We start from the raw sequence: 21043 nt of genomic DNA, 5'->3' as shown, positions 1-21043 counted from the left end.
ACCCTGCCCAGGCCCACGCGTTGGCCTGCTTCCGGCGACGTGAAAGAAGTAGTAATAAAACTTGTGTGAGACGCCTCGGACCCGGCCGAATCTTGCCGGATACAGGCTGACTTACTTCACAAATTTCCTCTTAACTACCCCTCTAAAAAATGATTGATGTCAAATCAAAAAATGATAGTTGTTAAATTCTTCCCGCTTTTTCCAAGCTGGGAACCCATTTTAGGACAACTATAGTACAATTATATCTAACTTACTCTCTATCCCTGGCTGAAACAAGTAGCCCCACGCTTTTTTATTTGCGTGGGGCTAAACGTAATAGCATAATTCCTGGTTTTACCACAGCAACGTCTTCTTGCCGTTCCGGCCTTGGTCAGCTGTACATGGTGGCTACCTGACGCAGCCGAACCACATCCAGCACGGTGATACGGCTACCCTGCGTGGCCACCAAGCCTTCCTCGCGCAACTCCGAAAGCAGCCGGCTGGCGGTTTCCTTGGCTGTTCCCATGAGGGCGGCCAAGTCGTCGCGGGAGATTGGGATGCTGAAACGGGCGTCGGTGCCGGGGTCAAACAGGCTATGGAGCATCAGCAGAGCTTCGGCCAGCCGTTCCCGCACGGGCTTGTAGGCGGTGTGCAGCAGGCGCAGCAGGGACTGCGCAAACTGCGGATTCTGGTTGATAATGCTGAAAAAATCGGGACGCGGCACTAGGCACACTACGCAATCGGTGAGGGCGGTAGCGGCAGTAGAAAAATTGCCCCCCATCATCAAGGACCGATAGCCCAGCACGTCGCCCTCCCTGGCCAGCCGCACAATCTGCTCCTTGCCATCGGCGCTTATCTTGGAAATTTTCACCTTGCCCTGGTGAATGCAATAGATTCCGCCGGGGCGGCTGCCCTGCTGAAAAATCACCTGCCCCTTATGGTACGACTGGTGTAGCTTGCCGTTGGAAATCAGCTCCAGCTCGTTGCGCTGGCAGGCGCCCAGCAACGAGTGGCCGTAGTGCGGACATCCCTGACAGTTGTTTGGAACTGATGGTGCTACCATAGTCTGGCTGAGTAGAATTGCTGCACTAAGAACTTTTTTAAGTACTGAAAGCCCGTAACCCGGCGGCGGTTCCTACGCCAAGCCAGCAACTCAGCAGCGCTACCACAGCAACAAGCAACCAGATAAAATTCAAAAACTAACTTCAAAATCCGACCCGGAACCACCCCACATTCACACGTACGACGAGGCCAGGATGCCACCTAAACCTCGCTCAACTATAAATAGTGCGAACATCGACCTAAAATTAACTTATTTTTAATATATTCAGAAAGCATCATCACTTCGCCCTGTCCCGTAATGGGATTAACTAAATCCAATTTGAGAAGAAGACTAGTACCTAGGCTCCGCCTGGTGCTTAACAGCTGGCAAACTCCTAGCAGGGGGCGTTGAAGGGTTGCCTACTCAGGCTTTTACCAGCCGGATGCTGCCAGCGGTTTACTCGATCAGCACCCCAACGTAGTAGTTCTCGGTATCTACTTCCAGGTTGGTACGGGTCAGGCCGGGTAGGCTAAGGGGCTGAAAGGAGGTAGTAAGTGGCACGGTGCGGTACTGGCCGCCGGTAGTGCGCAGGCGCACCGGCAGGTTAAACCCGGGCACATTGGCAATCCAGCGGGCCTGGGGCTGCCCCTGGGCACTGAAGCGCACCTCCAGGGTAGGGAGCCCGGCGTGGCGCAGGTACTGATCGAAGATGGGCGTGAGGTCTTGGCCAAGCTGCTGGTTGAGGTAGCTCACTACCTGCCTGGTGGTTACGGTTTGGTGGTAGAACGTGCGCGAAAGGCCGCGCAGCAGCTCCCGCCACCGGGCATCGTCGGGCACGTAGGCCGTCCGGATGAGGTGGAGCAGGTTGCTGCCTTTGTCATACATGTCGGAGGAGCCCTCCTTGTTTACCTCGTAGGGGCCGATGATGGGCCCCTCGTTCCGGATGTTGCGGCGCTGCCCGTGGATGTACTGCCGGGCCGCGTCCTTTCCGAACTGGCTTTCCACGAACAGGGCTTCGGAATAGGTCGTGAAGCTTTCGTGAATCCACATATCGGCAATGTCCTGGCTGGTGATGTTGTTGCCGAACCACTCGTGGCCGCTTTCGTGAATGATGATGAAGTCCCACTTCAGGCCCCAGCCGGTTCCGGAGCGGTCCTGGCCCAGGTAGCCGTTCTGGTACTTGTTGCCGTAGGCCACGGCGCTCTGGTGCTCCATGCCCAGGTGGGGCGTTTCCACCAGCTTAAAGCCGTCCTCGTAGAAGGGGTAGGGCCCGAACCAGCTTTCCATGGACTTGAGCATGGGCTTCACGTTGGCTGCAAACTGGGTTTTAGCTTTGGCCAGATTTTCGGGCAGCACCCAGTAGTCGAGCGTAAGCTTGCCTTTCTCGCCGGCGTACTCGTCGGCGAAATGGGTGTAGTCGCCCACGTTCAGGGCCACGTCGTAGTTGTTGATGGGGTTGCTCACAAACCAGTCGAAGCGGGTGGCTCCGCCCTTGAGCGGGGTGGTTTTGCGCAGGCGGCCATTCGAAACGTCCTTCAGCCCCTTGGGCACCGTCACGCTGATGAGCATGGAGTCCGGCTCGTCGGACTGGTGGTCTTTGGTAGGCCACCAGATGCTGGCTCCTACCCCCTGGCAGGCCGTGGCCACCCAGGGCTTGCCCTTGCTGTCCTGGCTGAACACGAGCCCCCCGTCCCAGGGCGCGTTTTTGGCCTCGGTGGGCTGGCCGGCGTAGTGCACCGTAAACCCGGCCCGGCTGCCCCGCCGGATGGGGGTAGGAAACGTGACAAACACGGCATTGGCCTCGCGGGTAAACGGCAGGGGCCGGCCCTGGTACTCCACCTTCTCCACCTTTAGATTGGCAAACAGATCAAACTGCAGGCGGCTGAAATCCTGGGTGGCCGTGAAGCGGAACAGGTTGGAGCCCCGGAGGGCTTTCCGGGCTACATCCAGCTGCACATCGAGGTGGTAGTAATTCACGTCGTAGCAGGCGCGCAGGGGCGAGAGGTGCCCCCGCAAGGAATCGGCGCGGGTAAACATCGACTTCGGCTGCAGGAGCTGCGCCGAGGCAACGGGGGCCAGACCAAGCAGGCCGGCCGTCAGGAAGGCAGAAAAGAAACGCACGGGCAAACGGTGAGGGTAGAGAGCCTAAAGAACGGCATTCCGGACCAAGCGCTGCGCGCGGCCGGCGGTAGCTTGGGCGGCGGGTGGCGCGCGGCCTCGTATCAGCAGCACGGCGCTGCTTCCTACCCCAACACGGAAGCCAAAGCTTCTGCATAGTTCCCGTAGGTTTGCAGCGGGCTTTCTTTCGTTTACTCTGATGCGTACCGCTACCCCTTCCCGCGCCTCCTTGCTGCTGGCGTTTGCTGCCGTTTATATCATCTGGGGCTCCACCTACCTGGGCATCCGGTTTGCCATTGAGTCGATGCCGCCCTTGCTGATGGCTGGCAGCCGCTACGCCCTGGCCGGGGCCGCGCTCTACGGGTTTATGCGGCTGCGCGGCGAGCCAGCCCCTACCGGGCGGGGCTGGGGCGTGGCCCTGGTTATCGGCGTCTGTTTGCTGGCGTTCGGCAACGGCGGCGTAACCCTGGGCGAGCAGTACATTCCATCGGGGCTGGCGGCGCTGCTGGTCGCCACGGTGCCCATGTTTCTGGCGGTGCTGGGCTGGTGGAGTGGGGTAGCCCAGCGGCCTACCCCGGCCGTGGCCCTGGGCCTGGTATGCGGCATGGGGGGCGTGTACCTGCTGGCCCGCACGCCGGGCGCCAGCCACGTAGCCCTGCCCGGCCACGAGGCCCTGGGCATGGGGCTGGTGCTCACGGCCGCGCTGGTGTGGGCCATCGGCTCCCTGTACTCCAAACGCCATCAGCCCAGCCCTTCGCCATTTCTTTCGGGTGGCATGCAGATGCTGTGCGGCGGGCTGGTGATGCTGGTGGTGGGGCTGCTGCGCGGCGAAGCGCAGGGCTTCCAACTAGCTCAGGTAACGGCCAAATCGTGGGGGGCCTACGCTTACCTGGTTACGTTCGGGTCCATTGTGGCCTTTACGGCCTACATCTGGCTGCTGCGGGCGGTGGAGCCGGCGCTGGCCGGCACGTATGCCTTCGTAAATCCGGTGGTGGCCGTGCTGCTGGGCTGGGCGTTTGCCGGCGAAGCCCTGAACGCGGGCATGCTGGGCGGCGCCGGCCTGATTGTGCTGGCCGTAGCCCTGGTGGTGCTGGGCGGCCGGCGCCCCCCCAAAACCACCTAAGCAGCCAATTTTCCTGCCCCCTCCCCGCGCCTGAGCCTCACGTATAGGTAGCGGCTGCCTCGCCCACCCCTGGCCGGATCTTTTTCGTTAGAAGTACCATGTCTGAAACCCTGCCCGATATTCAAACCGAGGCCGACATTCGGCTGCTGGTCGATGCCTTTTACAGCCGCGTGCAGACCGATGACCTCGTAGGACCCGTTTTCGAGGCGGTAGTGCAGGGTCACTGGCCGCGCCACCTGGCTACTATGTACGACTTCTGGAGCAGCCTGCTGCTAGGCACTGCCCGCTACCGGGGCCGCCCCTTCCCCAAGCACTTGGCCCTGCCCGTAGACAGCCGCCATTTCCGGCGGTGGCTGAATTTATTTGTGGAAACCGTTGAAACCCACTTCGATGGCCCCAAAGCCGACGAAGCTTTGCACAAAGCGGGTAACCTTGCCTCCATTTTTGAGTATCGTATCCGGCAAGCCCAAAATCCGCTGCATCTGCTATGAAACTTTTTACCGGTAAAGTACCTTAGCAGGCTGCCAATAAGGGCGAAAGAATATTCTTTCGCAGAATCACAAAAATATTTTTCGCTCCGAGGCGAATATCACGCAACTTGCGTAAATTCGCTGCGTATCCACCAGTCCTACCGCAACCGTATGGCTACTACTCCTACCCTCCCCGATTTGCGCACTGAAGGCGACATCAAAACGTTGGTGGATACCGCTTTCAGCAAGGCCAACGAAGATGAGCTGCTGGCTCCGTTGTGCAGCGCCGTAGCGCGCGTACACTGGCCCCGTCACCTCACCTCTATGTATGACTACTGGAGCACGGCGCTGCTGGGCACCACCCGCTACCAGGAGGGTGAAATGGTACCGCTGCACTCGGCGCTGCCGGCTCAGGGTCCGCTTTTCCAACGCTGGGTTTCCCTGCTGAAGCGCACCGTTGACGAGAAATTCGCCGGCTCCAAGGCCGAGGAGGCCAAGAGCAAAGTGGCCACTCTCGCCTCTAACTCCCGCGCTGCCTAACTGCACTACCCGCATTTTTTTAATCCATCCCGTTTCCCGCTCCTTTCCACACTTCCCACCCACCCCACCCGCTGAAAAGCCCTCTGGTTTATTCCAGAGGGCTTTTTTGCGTTCTGGCCAACTGCTAATGCCGGGCGGTAAAGTTCTTGCGAGTGTGGTGTACCGTAGGTGCATCACATAGAAAAGCCGTGCTCCCGGCAGGAAACACGGCTTTTCTATTCTTAAATCAACTTACACGCCTAGCAGCAGGCGGGTCGGGTCTTCGAGCAGCTCTTTCACGCGCACGAGGAACGACACCGACTCGCGGCCGTCGATGATGCGGTGGTCGTAGCTCAGGGCTAGGTACATCATCGGGCGGATGACCACCTGGCCGTTTTCGGCTACGGGGCGTTGCACGATGTTGTGCATGCCCAGAATAGCCGACTGCGGAGCGTTGATAATCGGGGTGCTCATCATGGAGCCGAACACGCCGCCGTTGGTGATGGTGAACGTGCCGCCGGTCATCTGCTCAATGGTGAGCTTGTTGTCGCGGGCCAGGGTAGCCAGGCGCACGATTTCCTTCTCAATGCCATCGAACGATAATTCCTCGGCGTTGCGAATCACCGGTACTACCAACCCTTTCGGGGCCGATACGGCAATGCTGATGTCGCAGAAGTCGTTGTACACGATGTCGGTGCCATCAATCTGGGCATTCACGGCGGGCCACTCTTTCAGGGCCACGCACACGGCCTTGGTGAAGAACGACATGAAGCCGAGGCCTACCGAGTGCTTCTCCTTGAACTTGTCCTTGAACTTGTTGCGCAGGTCCATGATGGGCTGCATGTTCACCTCGTTGAAGGTGGTGAGCATGGCCGTTTCATTTTTCACCGACACCAGGCGGCGCGACACGGTTTTGCGCAAGTTGCTCATCCGCTCCCGGCGCTGCACGCGGTTACCGCTAGCAGCCGGAGCCGCCTGGGCAGGGGCTGCAGCAGGTTTAGCCGGAGCAGCGGGGGTAGCAGCCGGAGCCGGGGCGGCCGGCTTGGCCTGAGCATTCTGGGCGTCTTCCTTCGTGATGCGGCCATCCCGACCGGAGCCTTGCACGTCGGCGGGGTTGATGCCTTTCTCACCCAGGATTTTGCCAGCCGCCGGCGAAGGCGTACCGGTAGCGTAAGATGAGTTGCCGGTTGCGAGTTGCGAGTTGCCAGTAGCTGGTGCTGCCGGAGCAGCCGGTGCGGCGGCTGGGGCCGAAGCCGCCGGAGCAGCACCGCTACCCCCTTCAATGCGGGCAATGGTGGCCCCAATGCCGATGGTTTCGCCTTCCTTGGCGGCGTGGCGCAGGGTGCCGCTACCCTCGGCAGGCAGCTCAAACGTGGCCTTGTCCGATTCCAGCTCGGCAATGATTTCGTCGCGCTGCACCTGGGCGCCGTCTTCCTTCAGCCACTTGGCTACCGTTACTTCCGTGATGGACTCGCCCACGGCCGGAATCTTCATTTCTACCGTAGTTGCGCCAGTGCTGGCGGCGGGGGCGTCTCCAGTGGGAGGAGTACCGGAGGCGGCGCCGCCCGCGGGCTGGCCGCCGTAGCCGGCCTGGTCGCTGGCAACGGGGTTCTGCTCGCCCTGGCTTATCGGGTCGGCGGTGGGAGCAGCGGATGCCGGGGCTGCGGCAGGAGCGGCCGGCGCACTGGCAGCACCATTGCCGCCAATCTCGGCAATGGTGCTGCCAATACCGATGGTTTCACCTTCCGCCACGCGGATTTTCAGAACGCCATCAGCTTCGGCGGGCAGCTCGAACGTTGCCTTGTCCGACTCCAGCTCGGCAATAATCTCGTCGCGCTTCACGGTGTCGCCGTCGGCTTTCAGCCACTTGGCAATGGTAACCTCGGTGATGGATTCGCCGACGGCAGGGATTTTGATTTCCAGACCCATAGGTGGGAGTTTTGAGGAGTTTCGGTGGGTAGTAGCGCGAACTGTGCAGTTCGCGGCTCCTGAACTATCGTTAAACAGACGTAGTGTTACGCGAACTACACGGTTCGCGCTACCACTAGTCGGTTTTCTGGGCTTTGGCGGCGGTTTCCTTGATAACGGTATCGGCTACCTCTTCGCGGGGCTTGTCGAAGGCGCGGGCCACCAGGTCCTTCTGCTCCTTTACGTGCACCTTGTTGTAGCCGGTAGCCGGTGAGGCCGAGGGCTTGCGCGAAATCACGTCTTCCAGCTCGCGGCGCATGAAGCGGAGCAGGTAGTTCCAGTAGCCCATGTTCTCGGGCTCTTCCTGTACCCAGTACACCTTGGCTTTGGGGTACTTGGCCAGTTCGGCCTGCAGTTGCTTCTGCGGGAAGGGGTGCAGCTGCTCCAGGCGCACAATGGCCACATCGGTGCGGTTGGAAGTGCGCTGCTCCTCCAGCAAATCGAAGTACACCTTGCCCGAGCACAGCAGCACGCGCTTCACTTTTTTGTCCTCGGCGTAGGTGTCGCCGAGCACTTCGCGGAAGGTACCGGAGGTGAACTCCTCTACCGGCGACACGCACAGCGGGTGGCGCAGCATGGATTTGGGCGACATCACCACCAGCGGCTTGCGGAACTCCCAGGTCAGCTGCCGGCGCAGGGCGTGGAAGAAGTTGGCCGGCGTGGTCATGTTGGCCACGATGATGTTGTTTTCGGCGGCCAACTGCAGGAAACGCTCGGGGCGGGCATTGGAGTGCTCCGGGCCCTGGCCTTCGTAGCCATGGGGCAGCAGCATCACCAAGCCGTTCATGCGCTGCCACTTGCTTTCCGACGACACCACGAACTGGTCAATCATGGTCTGGGCGCCGTTGGCAAAGTCGCCGAACTGCGCTTCCCAAATCACGAGGGCCGTGGGGTTGGCCATGGCGTAACCGAACTCGAAGCCCAGCACCCCGTACTCGCTCAGCAGAGAGTTGTAGATGCTCAGCTTCTCCTGGCCTTCCTCAATGTAGTTCAGCGAGTTATAGGGCGCGGAGGTTTCGGCATCGTGCAGCACGGCGTGGCGGTGCGAGAACGTGCCGCGCTGCACATCCTGGCCGCTCAGGCGCACAATGTGCTTTTCAGCCAGCAACGAACCGTAGGCCAGCAGCTCGCCGGCCGCCCAGTTGAGAGTGCGCGTTTCGAAGAACATCTTCTTGCGCTCCTTCATCAGGTTGTCAATCTGCTTGAGGGGTTTGAAGCCCTCGGGCAGGGTAGTAAGCGCCGTACCTACTTTCTGCACCAGCTCCTCGCTGATACCGGTAGCCGGCGACTGGTCGAAGTCCTCGGGCTTGGAGCGGCGCAGGCTGCGCCACTCGTTTTCGAGGGCCTGGTAGTTGTAGGGCAGCGGCTTCTGCTTCACCATATCCAGGCGGGCCTGGAGGGTGTCGCGGAACTCCTTGTCCATCTGGTTGGCCAGCTCCTTGTCCACGTCGCCGCGCTCTACCAGCATGGCGTTGTACACCTCACGGGGGTTCTGGTGCTTGCTGATGAGGTTGTAAAGGGTAGGCTGGGTGAACTTAGGCTCGTCCGACTCGTTGTGGCCGTGGCGGCGGTAGCACACCATATCAATAAAGATATCGGCGTGGAACTGCTGGCGGTACTCGGTGGCGAGCTGCACGGCAAACACCACGGCTTCGGGGTCGTCGCCATTCACGTGCAGCACCGGCGCGTCGATGATTTTCGCCAGGTCGGTGCTGTAGATGCTGGAGCGGGCGTCTTCGAAGTCGGTGGTGAAGCCTACCTGGTTGTTAATCACGAAGTGCACGGTGCCGCCGGTCTTGTAGCCTTCCAGCTGCGACATCTGCGTTACCTCGTAGCCGATGCCCTGGCCCGCCACGGCGGCGTCGCCGTGAATCAGGATGGGCAACACCTTATTATAGTCGTTCTGGTAGCCGTGGTCGAGCTTGGCGCGCACGAAGCCTTCTACTACCGGGTTCACCGCCTCCAGGTGGGAGGGGTTGGGGGCCAGTTTCAGGTTCACGCTGCGGCCGCCGGCATCTACCTGGCTGCTGTAGCCCATGTGGTACTTCACGTCGCCGTCGCCCATGGTCAGGTCCGGTACGGCAGTGCCCTCGAATTCCGAGAAGATCTGCTCGTAGGTTTTACCCATGATGTTGGCCAGCACGTTCAGACGGCCGCGGTGGGCCATGCCAATCATCACTTCCTCCACGCCCAGCTCAGCACCCTTCCGGATGATGGCGTCGAGGGCCGGAATGGTAGTTTCACCACCTTCCAGCGAGAAGCGTTTCTGACCCAGGAATTTGGTGTGCAGGAAGTTTTCGAATACAACGGCTTCGTTGAGCTTGCTCAGGATGCGCTTTTTATACTCCACGCCGGGGTTGAAGCTCAGCGAGTCCTTCTCCACTTTCTCGCGGAACCAGTCGAGCACCTGCGGGTCGCGGATGTACATGTACTCGAACCCGATGGTGCGCGTGTAAATCTTCTGCAGCGCCGATACGATGTCGCGCAGGGTGGCTTCGGTGCCCAGGCCCAGCACTTCGCCGTTCTTGAACTTGGTGTCCAGGTCGGCGTCGCTCAGGCCGAAGTCCTGCAGGTTCAGGCGGGCTTTGCGGTCTTTGCGCTCACGCACCGGGTTGGTACGGGCCACCAAGTGGCCGCGGCTGCGGTAGGCATGAATCAGGTTGCGAACCTGGGTTTCTTTGTCGGCGGCTACCGTATCCACGGCCCGGATGGCTCCGGCCTGGTTGGTACTGGCCGTAGTGCCCAATACGCCTTCACCGTCGGCCTGCCCTACCCCAGCTTCGGGGTACTGTTGGGCAAAGTCGAAGCCTTCAAAGAATTTCTGCCAGCTTACGTCAACCGATTGCGGATCGGCTTTATAGGACTGGTACAGCTGGTCAATGTATTCGCCGTGTGCGTTGGCGATGTAAGAGTAAGCATCCATGCGGTGGGAGCTGGTGGTGTCGGAAGCAAATGTAAATAGGTTGATTAGAAAGCTAAAACCGATATGCGCATGTTCAAATAAACCTATCTACCAACCACATGAGGTAAAATATGGTTTTCTACTGAGTTGAAGTGTCCAATCTAGGCATAAAAAGAAAAGCCGCCCCCTTTATCCGGAACGGCTTTTCACAGAATTATAGGGTAGCACTATTTGGAAAGCGCCATCTTGAAGATGTGATACGGCTGGTCCTGCTTGCCAATGCCTTTGTTCCAGGTGGGCGTTTTGTGAATAGCTGAGTTGGTAACGTACAGCGTTTTACCATCACCGGAAAAAGCAAACGTATCGGGCCACTCCAGGCGGGGGTCCTGCACCAGGGTTTCGATTTTTCCGTCTGGGGTACGGCGTTTGATGGAATGATCTTCGAAGGTGGTCATATACAGGTTGTTCTGCGCGTCGATTTCCATTCCGTCGCAGGCGGGCACGTTGCCTAAGTCCTCAATCTGCTGGGCCAGCTGGGCATCCGATAGGGCCGGGTTGCGCAAAGCATCGGTTTTGATGCGGTACAGCTTGTAGCTGGTCAGGGGTTTCCAGTAGAGGTACTGCATGTCCTGGCTTAAGGCAATACCATCGGCATTGAAGCGGGCCTTGTTGCCGCTGGGGTCAATCAGCTCGTGCCCATCGGCCTTGATGTTCAGGGTAGTATCAGCCATCATGGAAGGGTGCTGGGCCAGCAGCTTGCGCGCCTTGCCCGACTTCAGGTCCACCACCACCAAGCTCCCTACCCCCGATTCCGTGATGTAAGCGTATTGGTTCTGGGTATCAATGCGGACGTCGTTGAGGTAAGATTTGCGCGAGGCCACGCTTTCCGGGATGCTGATGTTCTGCACCACCTTATCGGTCTTGGGGTCAATCTTGACCAGCTTAGGGCCGCCGGGCACGGTGCCTTTGATGCCAGGCGAGGCCGGGTCGAGCACCCACAGCATACCGGTTTTGTCGGCGTGCACGCTCTGGGGGCAGATCCAGTGCTTCTGAGGCTCGTTGCGGACGGTTTCGTTCCAGAGGTTCCAGTTGGCATCGGGGTAGCCTTTCACCGAGCCGTCGGGCTTAATTTCGGCCACCGCGTTTACGGGGTTGTTGTCCCAGCGGGGAAAGTCGCCGAACACCCGGCCGTCAGGCAGCACGGCCACGCCTACAATCTGGGGCTCCCGAAACTGGGCCACTACCTGCAGGGGCGAGTTGGCGGGGGCGGCAGGAGCCGCCGACGCGGCAGAATCCGGGGAGCCGGTGGCGGCCGTAGTTTCTCCGGCGGGCTTCTCAGGGGAGGAGCAGGCGCTCAGCAGCAGGCCAGCCAGCAGGCTCAGGCCCAGAGCTGGGGTAGCCGGGTTACGAAGGGAACGATGTAGCATGAATGGTGAGGGTTGGTTGGGAAAGGAGAGCTAAGCGGAAGCCGCTGAGCTTCCGATTTTCTCCATACGGCTTCGTTCCGGGTGGGTTCCTGTTCCGGCTATAACCCTAAACCGGCTACTTCCGTAAGCGGCCAAGCTTATCCGGCCTGGGCGCCTTCGATTGACTAATAGCATTAGCAAACCGCAAAAACCCGATTTCCAAAAAAGTCCTTAACTTTGAGCCCTTCAAAAGAACAACATTTTGTAAGTACAAATAATTATTATAATTATCTATATTTAACTTCGTTTTACCCTCCACTTCGGACTGTTTTCGGCGCTTAAAGCCGCTTACTATACCCATAAGGGCGTTTTTCTTCTGCTAATCCAGATGGCGCTCTTCCCTTAGCCGAGTCGGGCCGGCTGTCCATCCTCTCCGGACCAGAGCGAGAGTTCACGAACCCAAACGTCATGTCCATTGCGCTATTCCTACTGACCTTCCTATTCCCTCCCCGCACCATTTCAGTTCCTGCTTTGGCCCTACCCTCGACGGTAGCCAGCCTTAGCCCCCGCCCGGTAGCCCTTGCGCTGCCGGTGATGCCCGTAAAAAAGGCTCCTAAAACGCTGACGTACCGCGTCACAGCAACTACTTACTGGCCTGAACCGGACCAGACCGACGACAACCCGATGGAAACCGCCGATGGCTCCATCATCCCTGAGCGCCACTCCAGCAAAACCCGCTGGCTGGCCGTTTCCCGCGACCTGCTGGCCAAGTGGGGCGGCCCCTTCCGCTACGGCGAAAAAGTACGAGTGCGCGGTATTTCCGCCGACCTCGACGGCGTGTACGTTATTCACGACACCATGAACCGCCGCCACCGCCACGCCGTGGATGTGTTGGTAAGTGAGCGGGAATGCAAGAAAAAAACCGGCTTCGAAGGACGCTGGACCGATATCAAGCTTACCAAGTACGCCGAAGAACCCACCTGGCAGCCGGGGTAGGCGACGCTTTTTTTCCTACCCGGCCTTCTGCGGGAAGTGCTCCAGCACCTGGGGCTGCCCGTCCGCATCATACAGGAAGGTGAGCGGCTCGGCCGGGTTGCGCAGAATTTCCTCCAGCGGAATCTGCCACCGTTTCCACATTTCCAGCAACGACTGTCCGTAGGCGCTATTTTCCCAGGGGTTGAAAATAGAGGTCGTTACGTCGTCTATCAGCGTGTCCAGCACCACTTCCGTATCGCCCGGCCGCACGGCGCGGGGGTAGTAGTCGGGGATGACGTTGAGGATGTAGGCGGCGTAGTACACCCGGGCCTTGAACTCTGCAATCTGCACGGGGTGCAGGGGGCGGTAGGCATCTTGGTACACCCGGCGCATGGCCTGCTGAATAATGCCGTTATCAACCAGGCAGGCCACCAGCACGGCATTGCCCAGCTTGATGCTAAAGCCCATGGTGCTCAGGTCGTCATCGTACTCAAAGGGCATGGTGTCTTCGCGCGGGTCGGCCTCCAGAATAAAGATGGAAGCCGGCGTGAAATCGTCGTACTCCATGGGCACCCGCAGGGCCTGCAAGGGCTGAAAGAACGCCTGAAACCGCCGCAGCAGCAGGGCGTTTTCGGCCAGCGGGTACTGGGGCCGGGCCAGCGGATCGAGCTCGGTGAGCAGCTCCGTAACCAGAATGCCGTAGAACATTTTGCCCAGCCACAGAAACAGCGTCTGCTCATCTACTTCCCGAAAGCCAGCTACCCCCTTCTCGGCGGCCGCCTCCATGCGGGCTTCCAGCGGCTCTACGTGCTGGGTCCGACACCTGGGGCAGCAGGCAATCCGCAAATCCTGGTACTGCACAATGCTCATATCCAGCAGCTTGATCTGCCGCTCCCGCAGGTTGTAGCGCGTCATCAGCCAATCGGCGAAAACCGGGATGGTGTCCTGCGGAGGGGCAGTGGGCGTGCCGCACAGGAAGCAGCGGTGCATCGTGAAGCGCATCCCTTCGAAGGGGTCGTACAAGGTGAGGTCGTCGAGAGGCTGAATTTCAGACATAGGTACTGGCATGAGGCTGCAAAAGTACGGCGCACCCGCCGGAAGAGGTGAATACCTTTCGCCTACCCTATTGTTTGGCCTGAACCCAAAAAGCCCTGACTATGCAAGTCAGGGCTTTTTACGTTGTCAGACTTCGGCGGAAGCGGCTTAGCGCGAGAGGGTGGAGCCGAGCTTGATGAGCAGTTTGCCCAGCTGAGCCAGCGGGGCGCTGTAGCCATCCGAGGTTTCATCGGCTACTTTAGAGGTTTCGGCGCCCAGGGTAGCCAGGGTTTCGGCAATGTCGTGGGCCTCGGCGTCGGAGGAGTTGAGCTGCTCGCGCAGGGTAGTCAGCTCCTGAATGATTTTGGCCAAGCCGGGGCGCTCGGAGGCGCGCAGCACTTCGGCCCACCGGTCAATTTCCGCCAAGCCCTTCTCCCCGGCTTTGTCGGGGGCGCCGGCGTTGAGCAGGTTCAGAGTATCTTCCAACAGGGCCGAGTTTTGCTGATCGGTAACGTCGAGCGGTACGGAAGGCGTGGGCGGAGTTTGGGGAGTTGAGGCGGTGGAATCCATAATAAAGAGGAAAACTACAGTTGAGGGAGAGGTAAACGTCTATACTTGCCCCGGCGCGGAAAAGTTGGCATACCCCAATCGGAAAACGGCCGTACAACCCGGCGCGGCCCGATCTGGCCGCAAACTTGCGCTCCTGCTGTTCCCTTATGCTGCACACCTACCAATCGGCTCCTTTCTCCTCTCCCGCCCGACAGCAGCAGTTCGACGCTGTGGTGGCCGCCCTGCGCGCCGAGGCGGGGGCGCCCTACACGGTAGTGGTGGGTAATGTGGTGCCCGATGCAGCCCGGCCGGACCTTGCCCTAGATGCCGTGGTAGTGCGGCCGCGCAGCATCACTATTCTGCAGCTGATACCAGCGGGGGGGTTGCTCCATATACCGGATTTGCGCACGGGCACCTGGTTGCTCGATGGGGCCCCGCTGGAACTCCCTGACGAGGCCGAAAACCCGTTCCGCCGCTTTGAGCAGCAGCGGGCGGCTTTGGCTGCCTACCTCGCGCCGCACCTGCCGCCCGAAGCCGCCAACCTGCAGTTTACTACCGGCTTGATACTGTTTGGGGCGCCCGTGCGGTTTGGGCCGGAGGTGGAAGCGCGCATGGCTGCCGTGCCGGCCGCTTCTACCTTCCATCTACTGCCCGATCCGGCCCGCTTCACGCGCCGCCTGGCTCAACTGGCCTCCCCCGAAATCGACCTCACGCCCGCTGATCTGGAGCAGCTTTGCCAGAGCCTGGGGTTTGCGCCGGAAAGCGAGGTAGCCCCCCCCGCCAGTTCCCTCCCTCCCGCTACCGGGCCAACCGAGTCGGCCGGACCGGCCACCGTGTTTCGGCAGAAGGCCGGGCAGTTGTGGCGGTGGCTAGGGGCCGAAGACGTGGACGAGCTGGACCGGCGCACCACCGGCTACGAGGTAGATCTGGAGGCCCGCAGCCAGGAAAAGCAGGAGCTGGAGCAACTGCGCACCACCCTGCAGGCCGACCTCAGCCAGCAGCTGCAGGCCATGGAAACCCGCGAAACCGAGCGGGAACAACGCATCGCCCAGCTGCAGCAGCAGTTGGCCGCTACCCCCGTAGCCGCCACCGAAGCCCCCGACCTGCAGCAGCAGCTGGCCGCGGAAAAGCGCGAGAAGGCGGCGCTGGAGACCTCTATTCAGGCGTACCGCCAGGAGCTGGAGCGCCGCAACCAGGAGTTGGGCAGCAAGATTCAGCAGCTCGAAAACCTGATTGAACGCCTTGCCTCAGCCCCGACGGTGCTGCCGCCGGGTAGCACCGCAGCTCCGCCTACCGCTACTCCTATCCTACCCCCTGAGCCAGCCGCAACCTCGGCACCGCCACCGGCTGCTGCAGAGCCTGTTGCCAGTGCTACCCCCATTAGCCCGGCCAACCCTAGCGGGCCGGCAGCACCGGGTGGCCGCCCGCAGTTTGGGCGGCCCGCCGAAGCGCGCCAGCAGTTTCTGGCTGGTCTCAACCGATGGCGGCCCGCTCTGCGCCGGGTAAGCAGCGGCATAACGCCCTGGTTAGCCCAGGTACGCCAGCAGCCGCGCCAGCTTGCATACATAGCAGGTGGCAGCCTGGCCGCCGTGTTGCTAGCCGTGGGCGTTACCCGTTGCGGAGGGCCGGAGGTGCCGGTTTCGTTCCAACAGCAGGGCCGCTACGGCCTGCTGACGCCCGGCGGTGATACGCTGCTCCCGGCCCGCTACGCCCGCATTGATACTTTTCACCAGGGTAGGGCGGTGGTGGAGCTGAACGGCGTGTTTGGCTTTGTGCAGGATGACGGCGCGGAAGTTATCAAGCCCGCCTACGATGCCCTGTACCCGTACTCCGGTGATTTTGCGCGGGCCCGGGTGGGCAAGACCTACACGTTCATCAACAGAGCCGGCGAAGAATTTGGGGCCTATTACTACGCTGCCCGCGACTTCGCCGAAGGCTACGCCGCCGTGCTCGATTACCGGGGCTGGCACTACATCAGCGGCCCCGATGAGCCGGCCTCGGCCCCGGTCATCTTTCAGGAAGCGTATTCCTTCAATCAAGAACTGGCCCGGGTAAAAACCAACGGCTACTTCACGTTCATCCGGCCCGAGTACCTGGCCGATACTACCGTGGGCACGGCTCCGTTTGGGCGCTACGCCAGCGCCACCGATTTTGATGCCCAGGGCCGGGCCCGCGTGACGCAGCAAGGGCGCACGTTTTTTATTGACCGGGACGGCGACGAAGTGAAGGATTAACGCGGTGGTTTACGCTTAATCGTCGTCGTGCTTGCCTCTGGCTTTGTGCTTAGACTTCTCCCGGCCTTTCCCCTTGCCTCGGCCCCTACCCTCCAGCCAGCGCCAAACCGCCTCCGAGTAGCTGATGGGGGCCGCCGGGGCGGCAGCCCGTGGGGCCGCACTGGTTGCCAACAGCAACCGACCATCGGGCTGCGGGCGGACGGCTACCGGCTCGCCGAGCAGCGTGCAGCCCTGCCCGTCTTTCAGCTCCGTTCGTTTGCCGTCGCGGGCCACCACAAATCCGTCGCGGGTGATGAGGCGGCCGTTGGGCAGGCGCGCGTCGCGGGTCATGGGGCGGGTTTCGCCGTTACGGATGAGGTACATAGTGCCGTCGCGCCGCTGAAAGCCGTCATTGCCTTGGGCCGAGGCCAAGTGGGTAGCACCCAGCAAACACGTCAGCAGGCAGATTCGGAAAAGCATAGATGCAGAATCAGAAAGGGAAATGCGTAGGCGGCAGTACGGGCTGCTGGGCAGGAAGTTGAGCTGCAAAGCACGGCAGAAAACTTTCCTTCTGACTCGGGTTACCTTCCATACGCCTGGCTATTAAGCAGTACGCAGCACTTCCTGTTGTGCTTCACCCACTTACCTTACCTTACCTACCTACGTCCATGAAAACCCTCTTCAAGTCCCTGTTTGTGGCTGCGGCCGTTGCTTTCTCCGCTACCTCCTGCACTCAGGAAGGCAAAGAAAACGCCGAGGCGGCTGGTGAGCACACCGAAGCTGCCGCCGAACGTGTAGGCGACGCGGCCTCGGCCGAAGCCACCAACGCCGCCAACGAAACCGAAGCCGCCGCCGAAAAAACCGGCGACGCCATCGAAAACGCCGCCGAAAAAGCCGAAGCCAAAACCGAAGCCGCCGCTGCCGAAGTGAAAGCTGAAGCCAAAGAAGCTTCTGCCGACGCCAAAGCTGAAATCAACGCCGCTACCAAGAACGACTAACTCTCTGCCTTAAGAACGCGAAAAGCCCCGGCTGGTACCAGCCGGGGCTTTTCGTATTCTTAAGGGGGTAGGAAGCTGACGTGCTGGAGACCGTAAGGGGGGGGAGGAGGCCCACGACTGCAACGTCAACACGCGAGATGCTTGCCTACGGCGACTTTCGGTTCGACAGGCTTAGCATGAGGCTCTGGACAAGCACGCGAGATGTCTGGCCAAGCTCGACACGACGTTCTTCAGAATTCTTATTATCCCGCCAGCACTGTTTCAGTGGCGCCGGCCAACTCCAGCAGCACCTCATAATAAGGCCGGGACTGAATGCGGGCTTTAAGCCAGCTGTAGAAGCTCAGGGCCTGCAGGTCTTCCTGTTCCAGGGGTACGAAAGCCGGAATTTGGGCAGCGCGCTCGGCGAAGGCCGCTGTGCGGGCCAGTTCCGGCTCGTCCACCAGGTCGCGCACCAGCTGCAGGTAGTAGAGCACGGCCGCGTAGCCGCCGCCATCGGGCCCGAATCGTTCTTTGATGAGTCGTTCGATGGCGCGCAGGCGGTTCAGGGCCAGATCGGGGTTGCCAAGTTCCAGCTGGGTTAGCATCTCGCCCATGTTGCGGTTGAGCACCCACTCTACCCCCATTTCCTGCTCGCACCAGTGGTCGGTGCGCCCAATGCCCAGCAGGGCCTGGTTGGTTTTCTGAAACTGGCCTTCGGCGAAGTAATGAAAGCCCAGGCCCAGCCGGGCCGTGAGTTGGTCGCGGGGGGCCAGCGGCGTGCGCAGAATGTCTTCCAGCAGCCGGATGCTGTCGGTGTTGCGGCGTAGGAAGGCGTAGTTGGCGGCCAGCAGGAAGGTGTAGCGCGCCCGCAGCCCCGTCGATTCCAGCTTGGGCCCGCTTTCCAGCACCGCCCGCAACCGCTCCAGGTACTCCACCGATTCGCGGAAGCGGCGGGTGCGGTACAGGGAGTGCGCAATCATGTAGAGCAGCCCCAGCTGAGCCTCGCGGTGGGCCGGCTGAAAGCCGTGGCGCTTTTCCATGAGGTGGTAACAGCGCATCACGAAGGGCGCAAACGACAGGTAGTCGCGGCGCACCAGCATGGCCGCCCGGGCAATGGACATGAGCCGGTAGAGCAGGGCCGGGCGCCGGGCAAAGGCTTCCTGCAGATCATACTCGCGCAGCACGTCCTGCAGAATGGTATCAAACGACTCGCCGGCCCGGCCTTTCACCCGCGCCTGCCGCAGCCGCTGCCGAATGAGGCTGTCGGCAATGTTGGCGCGTTCCTCCTCGTCGGCGGCTTTCTTGTTGAGGTTGCGGCGCTGAATAATGTCCTGCAGGTCGTCGGCGTACTTGCTGCCGGCCTGGGCAATCTGGAGGTTATACACCGTATTCAGCAGCTCGTACTGCTCGTTCTGGCAGGCCAGCTTTTCGGCCTTGCGCACGGTGCTCCAGGCCAGGCGCGGCACGCCTACCTCAAACAGGTACTGGGCCAGGGTAAGCAGCCCGCGCACCGAAGACGCCGCCGTGGGGTCCTGCTGGCGCTGGCGCAGCAGCAGGTAGTCGGTGAGGTGGCGCATGAGGCGCTTGCGCAGGGCGTAGTAGGCCACCGCGTTGGGCTCCTCGGGGTAGAGGCGAGTAAGCAGCTCCTCGGTGGTATATTCCTTTTGGTGCAGCAGCAGGTCGCAGAGGCGCACGTCCATCCGGCCCTTCTGCTTGCGCCGCTGCCGCTGAATAAACTGCCGAAACTCCTTGCACTCATCAGCCGAAAACGTACTCAGGGTAGTTCTTAAATCATCCATTGGAATAAGGGGCCACAAGCAATAATCAATGATACTCAATGCGGGGAATATTCCGGCTGAGCCAGACGCGGTTTTTCCTACCCCCTGCGCAACCCGCAACCTGATGAGCAGTTGGCACAGCCTGTACCATCGGCGGCAAGCGAGAGTCTTTCTATCTATTGATAATAAGCAAATTATCCTTCTGCCTATTCCAGCGGTGTGGAGACGCGTGCTTGCGTCTCACGCGTTGAACGGTAGCATCTGAGCGGCAACACCTGAGTGGCGCAGACGATGAGACACGGCTGTGCGTCCCTGCATCGTTCCTGAACTTGCAGTTGCCCCCAGCCACTTCCGGCGAAGAACTACCGTATTGATGGTTACCGCAGTGTTTTCACGTTCATCTCACAAGCCACCAGCACACCGCTTGCACTTGCATTCTGATCTTTTCACGATTCAAACTAGATAGCTATTACATACATATATATCACTAATTAAATAATTTTTATAACTTAACACCAGACAGAGGTTATGAAGACGTCGGCGGAAGAACTTCGGATGGTAGGCAATACGGCGCTGCTGCGGCTGCCAAAAACGGCACTGTTGTGCTCCCGCCAGTATCCGGTCAGCATTGAGCGCACTACTTACCTGTGGGCCATGGAACAGCGCCAGCTGGGCTATTGCGTGGTATCGGGCTTCAACTCCCGCATGGAACAGTCGGTGTTTCGGTTTTTGCGGCAGGATGTGCTGCAGCCCATTGTGTACGTGCTGGGCCGGGGCATTCAGCCCACGGTGCAGTTTGAGTACGAGCGGGATATCCACCTGGGCCGGCTGCTGTTCGTGTCGCCCTTCGAGCCCAGCGTCAGCATCGTTTCGCAGGAAACCTCCGACATCCGCGACCTACTCCTGGCCGATCTGGCCGACCGTTTTTTCGTCCCGTTTGTCAGGCCCGGCGGCAACCTCGACCGTCTGCTGCAGAGCGAGGCAGCCCACAACAAGCCCATCGTGACCCTGGACTTGCCTGAAAACGCGGCTCTTATTCGGCGGGGCGCCCGTATTTATCAGCCGCCGGGGCTGCTGGCCCACTCCGCCGCGGCGCAAACTAACCCTAGCTGAGCTTTCATGCGTAGAGTTGGCTGTACTTCATCCAACCCTGCCATTCCATGACTGCTTCTAACCCTATTCTCTCGGCCGTCCCGACGTCGCCTTCTTCGGGCATTCGGGCGCTGGCCCGCTTTGGCTTCGCGGCCAAAGGCATTGTATATCTGTTGATGGGCCTGCTGGCACTGCTGGCCGCTTCGGGCCAGAAAGGCGGCCAGACTGCCGATAAAAAAGAAGCTGTTCAAACTTTACAAGACCTGCCCGGCGGACAAGTGCTGCTGGGCTTGGTGGCCTTCGGGCTGGTAGGCTACATCGTGTGGCGCTTTACGCAGGCCCTGCTGGATACGGAAGACAAGGGCTCCGGCGCGAGGGGCATTGGCCGACGCCTGGGCTATGCGGGCAGCGGCCTGCTATATGGTAGCTTGGCTTGGTATGCCGCCCAGCTGGCCCTGAACGGCACGGCCAACTCTGGCGGCAACGGGCAGCAAACCTTCACGGCCAAAGTGCTGAGCTGGCCCGGCGGCGAGTGGATTATTATGGCGCTCGGTTTGGCTATTATCGGGGGCGGCATCTACCAGATTTATCGGGCTTACTCCGGCAAGTTTCATAAGCACGTAAATGCCAGCGGCCTTCCAGCCAACCAGCAACAGGTAGTGTACCGCACGGGGCAGGTGGGCTACACGGCCCGGGGCATTGTGATGGGCATTATTGGCTACTTTTTCCTGCAGGCGGGCCAACAGTCGCGCGCCGAGGCCGTGGGCACCACCGACGAAGCTTTCGACCTGCTGGCCTCCATGGGCCCGGTTGTGCTGGCTGTGGTAGCGCTGGGCCTGATGGCCTACGGCCTATACATGCTGGTGCAGGCCCGCTTCCCGGTGCTGCGGGTGTGAA

The 21043-nt window shown here is 60.5% G+C and carries 17 protein-coding genes and 1 pseudogene; 8 read left to right on the top strand and 10 right to left on the bottom strand.

The window, feature by feature from the left end; all coding sequences use genetic code 11:
- Positions 1–370: 370 nt before the first annotated feature.
- On the bottom strand, positions 371–1042 hold the full coding sequence (locus tag GGU46_RS01510; protein WP_183401823.1) for a Crp/Fnr family transcriptional regulator: 672 nt from the start codon (positions 1040–1042) through the stop codon (positions 371–373).
- A 435-nt stretch (positions 1043–1477) separates the two neighbouring features.
- Positions 1478–3142, bottom strand: coding sequence for a M1 family metallopeptidase (locus GGU46_RS01505; protein WP_317171830.1), 1665 nt, complete (start codon positions 3140–3142; stop codon positions 1478–1480).
- Between the two features lie 196 nt (positions 3143–3338).
- Here GGU46_RS01505 and yedA point away from each other — a divergent pair, with 196 nt between their 5' ends.
- The 3 genes from yedA to GGU46_RS01490 all read left to right on the top strand — a co-directional run bounded on the left by yedA (position 3339) and on the right by GGU46_RS01490 (position 5272).
- A complete protein-coding gene (yedA, locus tag GGU46_RS01500; protein ID WP_183401822.1) occupies positions 3339–4262 on the top strand; it encodes a drug/metabolite exporter YedA in 924 nt (307 codons plus the stop codon).
- 98 nt (positions 4263–4360) lie between these two features.
- Positions 4361–4753, top strand: coding sequence for a group III truncated hemoglobin (locus tag GGU46_RS01495; protein WP_183401821.1), 393 nt, complete (start codon positions 4361–4363; stop codon positions 4751–4753).
- A 150-nt stretch (positions 4754–4903) separates the two neighbouring features.
- Entirely contained in the window at positions 4904–5272 is a 369-nt protein-coding gene (locus tag GGU46_RS01490) for a group III truncated hemoglobin (protein ID WP_183401820.1), read from the top strand.
- Between the two features lie 231 nt (positions 5273–5503).
- Here the strand turns inward: GGU46_RS01490 and odhB are convergent, their stop codons facing one another.
- The 3 genes from odhB to GGU46_RS01475 form a co-directional block, all read right to left on the bottom strand.
- Positions 5504–7180 carry a 2-oxoglutarate dehydrogenase complex dihydrolipoyllysine-residue succinyltransferase gene (odhB, locus tag GGU46_RS01485; protein WP_183401819.1) on the bottom strand — a complete coding sequence of 559 codons (1677 nt, stop codon included), beginning with the start codon at positions 7178–7180 and terminating at the stop codon, positions 5504–5506.
- A 115-nt stretch (positions 7181–7295) separates the two neighbouring features.
- Complete coding sequence (locus tag GGU46_RS01480; RefSeq protein ID WP_183401818.1) at positions 7296–10142, bottom strand: 2-oxoglutarate dehydrogenase E1 component; 2847 nt, start codon at positions 10140–10142, stop codon at positions 7296–7298.
- A 206-nt stretch (positions 10143–10348) separates the two neighbouring features.
- Positions 10349–11548: an SMP-30/gluconolactonase/LRE family protein gene (locus GGU46_RS01475; RefSeq protein ID WP_183401817.1), complete on the bottom strand. Its 1200-nt coding sequence runs from the start codon at positions 11546–11548 to the stop codon at positions 10349–10351.
- Positions 11549–11995: 447 nt separating this feature from the next.
- On the opposite strand from GGU46_RS01475, the gene GGU46_RS01470 reads away from it, so the two are divergent.
- Positions 11996–12523, top strand: a complete 528-nt coding sequence (locus GGU46_RS01470; RefSeq protein WP_183401816.1) for an RlpA-like double-psi beta-barrel domain-containing protein — start codon at positions 11996–11998, stop codon at positions 12521–12523.
- A 15-nt stretch (positions 12524–12538) separates the two neighbouring features.
- On the opposite strand, the gene GGU46_RS01465 is transcribed toward GGU46_RS01470, so the two are convergent.
- A complete protein-coding gene (locus GGU46_RS01465; protein WP_246398699.1) occupies positions 12539–13558 on the bottom strand; it encodes a hypothetical protein in 1020 nt (339 codons plus the stop codon).
- Positions 13559–13705: 147 nt separating this feature from the next.
- Positions 13706–14107 carry a hypothetical protein gene (locus tag GGU46_RS01460; protein ID WP_183401815.1) on the bottom strand — a complete coding sequence of 134 codons (402 nt, stop codon included), beginning with the start codon at positions 14105–14107 and terminating at the stop codon, positions 13706–13708.
- Between the two features lie 146 nt (positions 14108–14253).
- Between GGU46_RS01460 and GGU46_RS01455 the strand changes: the two genes are divergently transcribed.
- Positions 14254–16320, top strand: a complete 2067-nt coding sequence (locus GGU46_RS01455; protein ID WP_183401814.1) for a WG repeat-containing protein — start codon at positions 14254–14256, stop codon at positions 16318–16320.
- 15 nt (positions 16321–16335) lie between these two features.
- Here the strand turns inward: GGU46_RS01455 and GGU46_RS01450 are convergent, their stop codons facing one another.
- A complete protein-coding gene (locus GGU46_RS01450) occupies positions 16336–16779 on the bottom strand; it encodes a DUF6799 domain-containing protein (RefSeq protein WP_183401813.1) in 444 nt (147 codons plus the stop codon).
- A gap of 188 nt (positions 16780–16967) precedes the next feature.
- Between GGU46_RS01450 and GGU46_RS01445 the strand changes: the two genes are divergently transcribed.
- Positions 16968–17297 (top strand): hypothetical protein, encoded by a 330-nt coding sequence (locus tag GGU46_RS01445; RefSeq protein WP_183401812.1) that lies wholly within the window; start codon positions 16968–16970, stop codon positions 17295–17297.
- Here GGU46_RS01445 and GGU46_RS22540 read toward each other — a convergent pair.
- Together GGU46_RS22540 and GGU46_RS01440 are read right to left on the bottom strand one after the other, a co-directional pair.
- Positions 17294–17353, bottom strand: a pseudogene (locus tag GGU46_RS22540) (keywimysin-related RiPP); the annotation flags it as partial. The gene GGU46_RS01445 and the pseudogene GGU46_RS22540 sit on opposite strands and share 4 nt — an antisense overlap.
- 186 nt (positions 17354–17539) lie before the next feature.
- Positions 17540–19075: a hypothetical protein gene (locus GGU46_RS01440; RefSeq protein ID WP_183401811.1), complete on the bottom strand. Its 1536-nt coding sequence runs from the start codon at positions 19073–19075 to the stop codon at positions 17540–17542.
- A 507-nt stretch (positions 19076–19582) separates the two neighbouring features.
- Here GGU46_RS01440 and GGU46_RS01435 point away from each other — a divergent pair.
- On the top strand, positions 19583–20167 hold the full coding sequence (locus GGU46_RS01435; protein WP_183401810.1) for a DNA-binding protein: 585 nt from the start codon (positions 19583–19585) through the stop codon (positions 20165–20167).
- Between the two features lie 47 nt (positions 20168–20214).
- Positions 20215–21042, top strand: a complete 828-nt coding sequence (locus GGU46_RS01430; RefSeq protein WP_183401809.1) for a DUF1206 domain-containing protein — start codon at positions 20215–20217, stop codon at positions 21040–21042.
- The last annotated feature ends 1 nt before the right edge of the window (position 21043 follow it).

The sequence above is a fragment of the Hymenobacter latericoloratus genome, assembly GCF_014199535.1.
GTDB lineage: Bacteria > Bacteroidota > Bacteroidia > Cytophagales > Hymenobacteraceae > Hymenobacter > Hymenobacter latericoloratus.
This window is presented reverse-complemented; position numbering and strand designations above follow the sequence as displayed.

Bases quoted from the DNA above. Each gene is read 5' to 3' on its own strand.
- GGU46_RS01510 (WP_183401823.1), bottom strand. From the start codon at position 1,042: ATGGTAGCACCATCAGTTCCAAACAACTGTCAGGGATGTCCGCACTAC.
- yedA (WP_183401822.1), top strand. From the start codon at position 3,339: ATGCGTACCGCTACCCCTTCCCGCGCCTCCTTGCTGCTGGCGTTTGCT.
- GGU46_RS01495 (WP_183401821.1), top strand. From the start codon at position 4,361: ATGTCTGAAACCCTGCCCGATATTCAAACCGAGGCCGACATTCGGCTG.
- GGU46_RS01490 (WP_183401820.1), top strand. From the start codon at position 4,904: ATGGCTACTACTCCTACCCTCCCCGATTTGCGCACTGAAGGCGACATC.
- odhB (WP_183401819.1), bottom strand. From the start codon at position 7,180: ATGGGTCTGGAAATCAAAATCCCTGCCGTCGGCGAATCCATCACCGAG.
- GGU46_RS01480 (WP_183401818.1), bottom strand. From the start codon at position 10,142: ATGGATGCTTACTCTTACATCGCCAACGCACACGGCGAATACATTGAC.
- GGU46_RS01475 (WP_183401817.1), bottom strand. From the start codon at position 11,548: ATGCTACATCGTTCCCTTCGTAACCCGGCTACCCCAGCTCTGGGCCTG.
- GGU46_RS01470 (WP_183401816.1), top strand. From the start codon at position 11,996: ATGTCCATTGCGCTATTCCTACTGACCTTCCTATTCCCTCCCCGCACC.
- GGU46_RS01465 (WP_246398699.1), bottom strand. From the start codon at position 13,558: ATGTCTGAAATTCAGCCTCTCGACGACCTCACCTTGTACGACCCCTTC.
- GGU46_RS01460 (WP_183401815.1), bottom strand. From the start codon at position 14,107: ATGGATTCCACCGCCTCAACTCCCCAAACTCCGCCCACGCCTTCCGTA.
- GGU46_RS01455 (WP_183401814.1), top strand. From the start codon at position 14,254: ATGCTGCACACCTACCAATCGGCTCCTTTCTCCTCTCCCGCCCGACAG.
- GGU46_RS01450 (WP_183401813.1), bottom strand. From the start codon at position 16,779: ATGCTTTTCCGAATCTGCCTGCTGACGTGTTTGCTGGGTGCTACCCAC.
- GGU46_RS01445 (WP_183401812.1), top strand. From the start codon at position 16,968: ATGAAAACCCTCTTCAAGTCCCTGTTTGTGGCTGCGGCCGTTGCTTTC.
- GGU46_RS01440 (WP_183401811.1), bottom strand. From the start codon at position 19,075: ATGGATGATTTAAGAACTACCCTGAGTACGTTTTCGGCTGATGAGTGC.
- GGU46_RS01435 (WP_183401810.1), top strand. From the start codon at position 19,583: ATGAAGACGTCGGCGGAAGAACTTCGGATGGTAGGCAATACGGCGCTG.
- GGU46_RS01430 (WP_183401809.1), top strand. From the start codon at position 20,215: ATGACTGCTTCTAACCCTATTCTCTCGGCCGTCCCGACGTCGCCTTCT.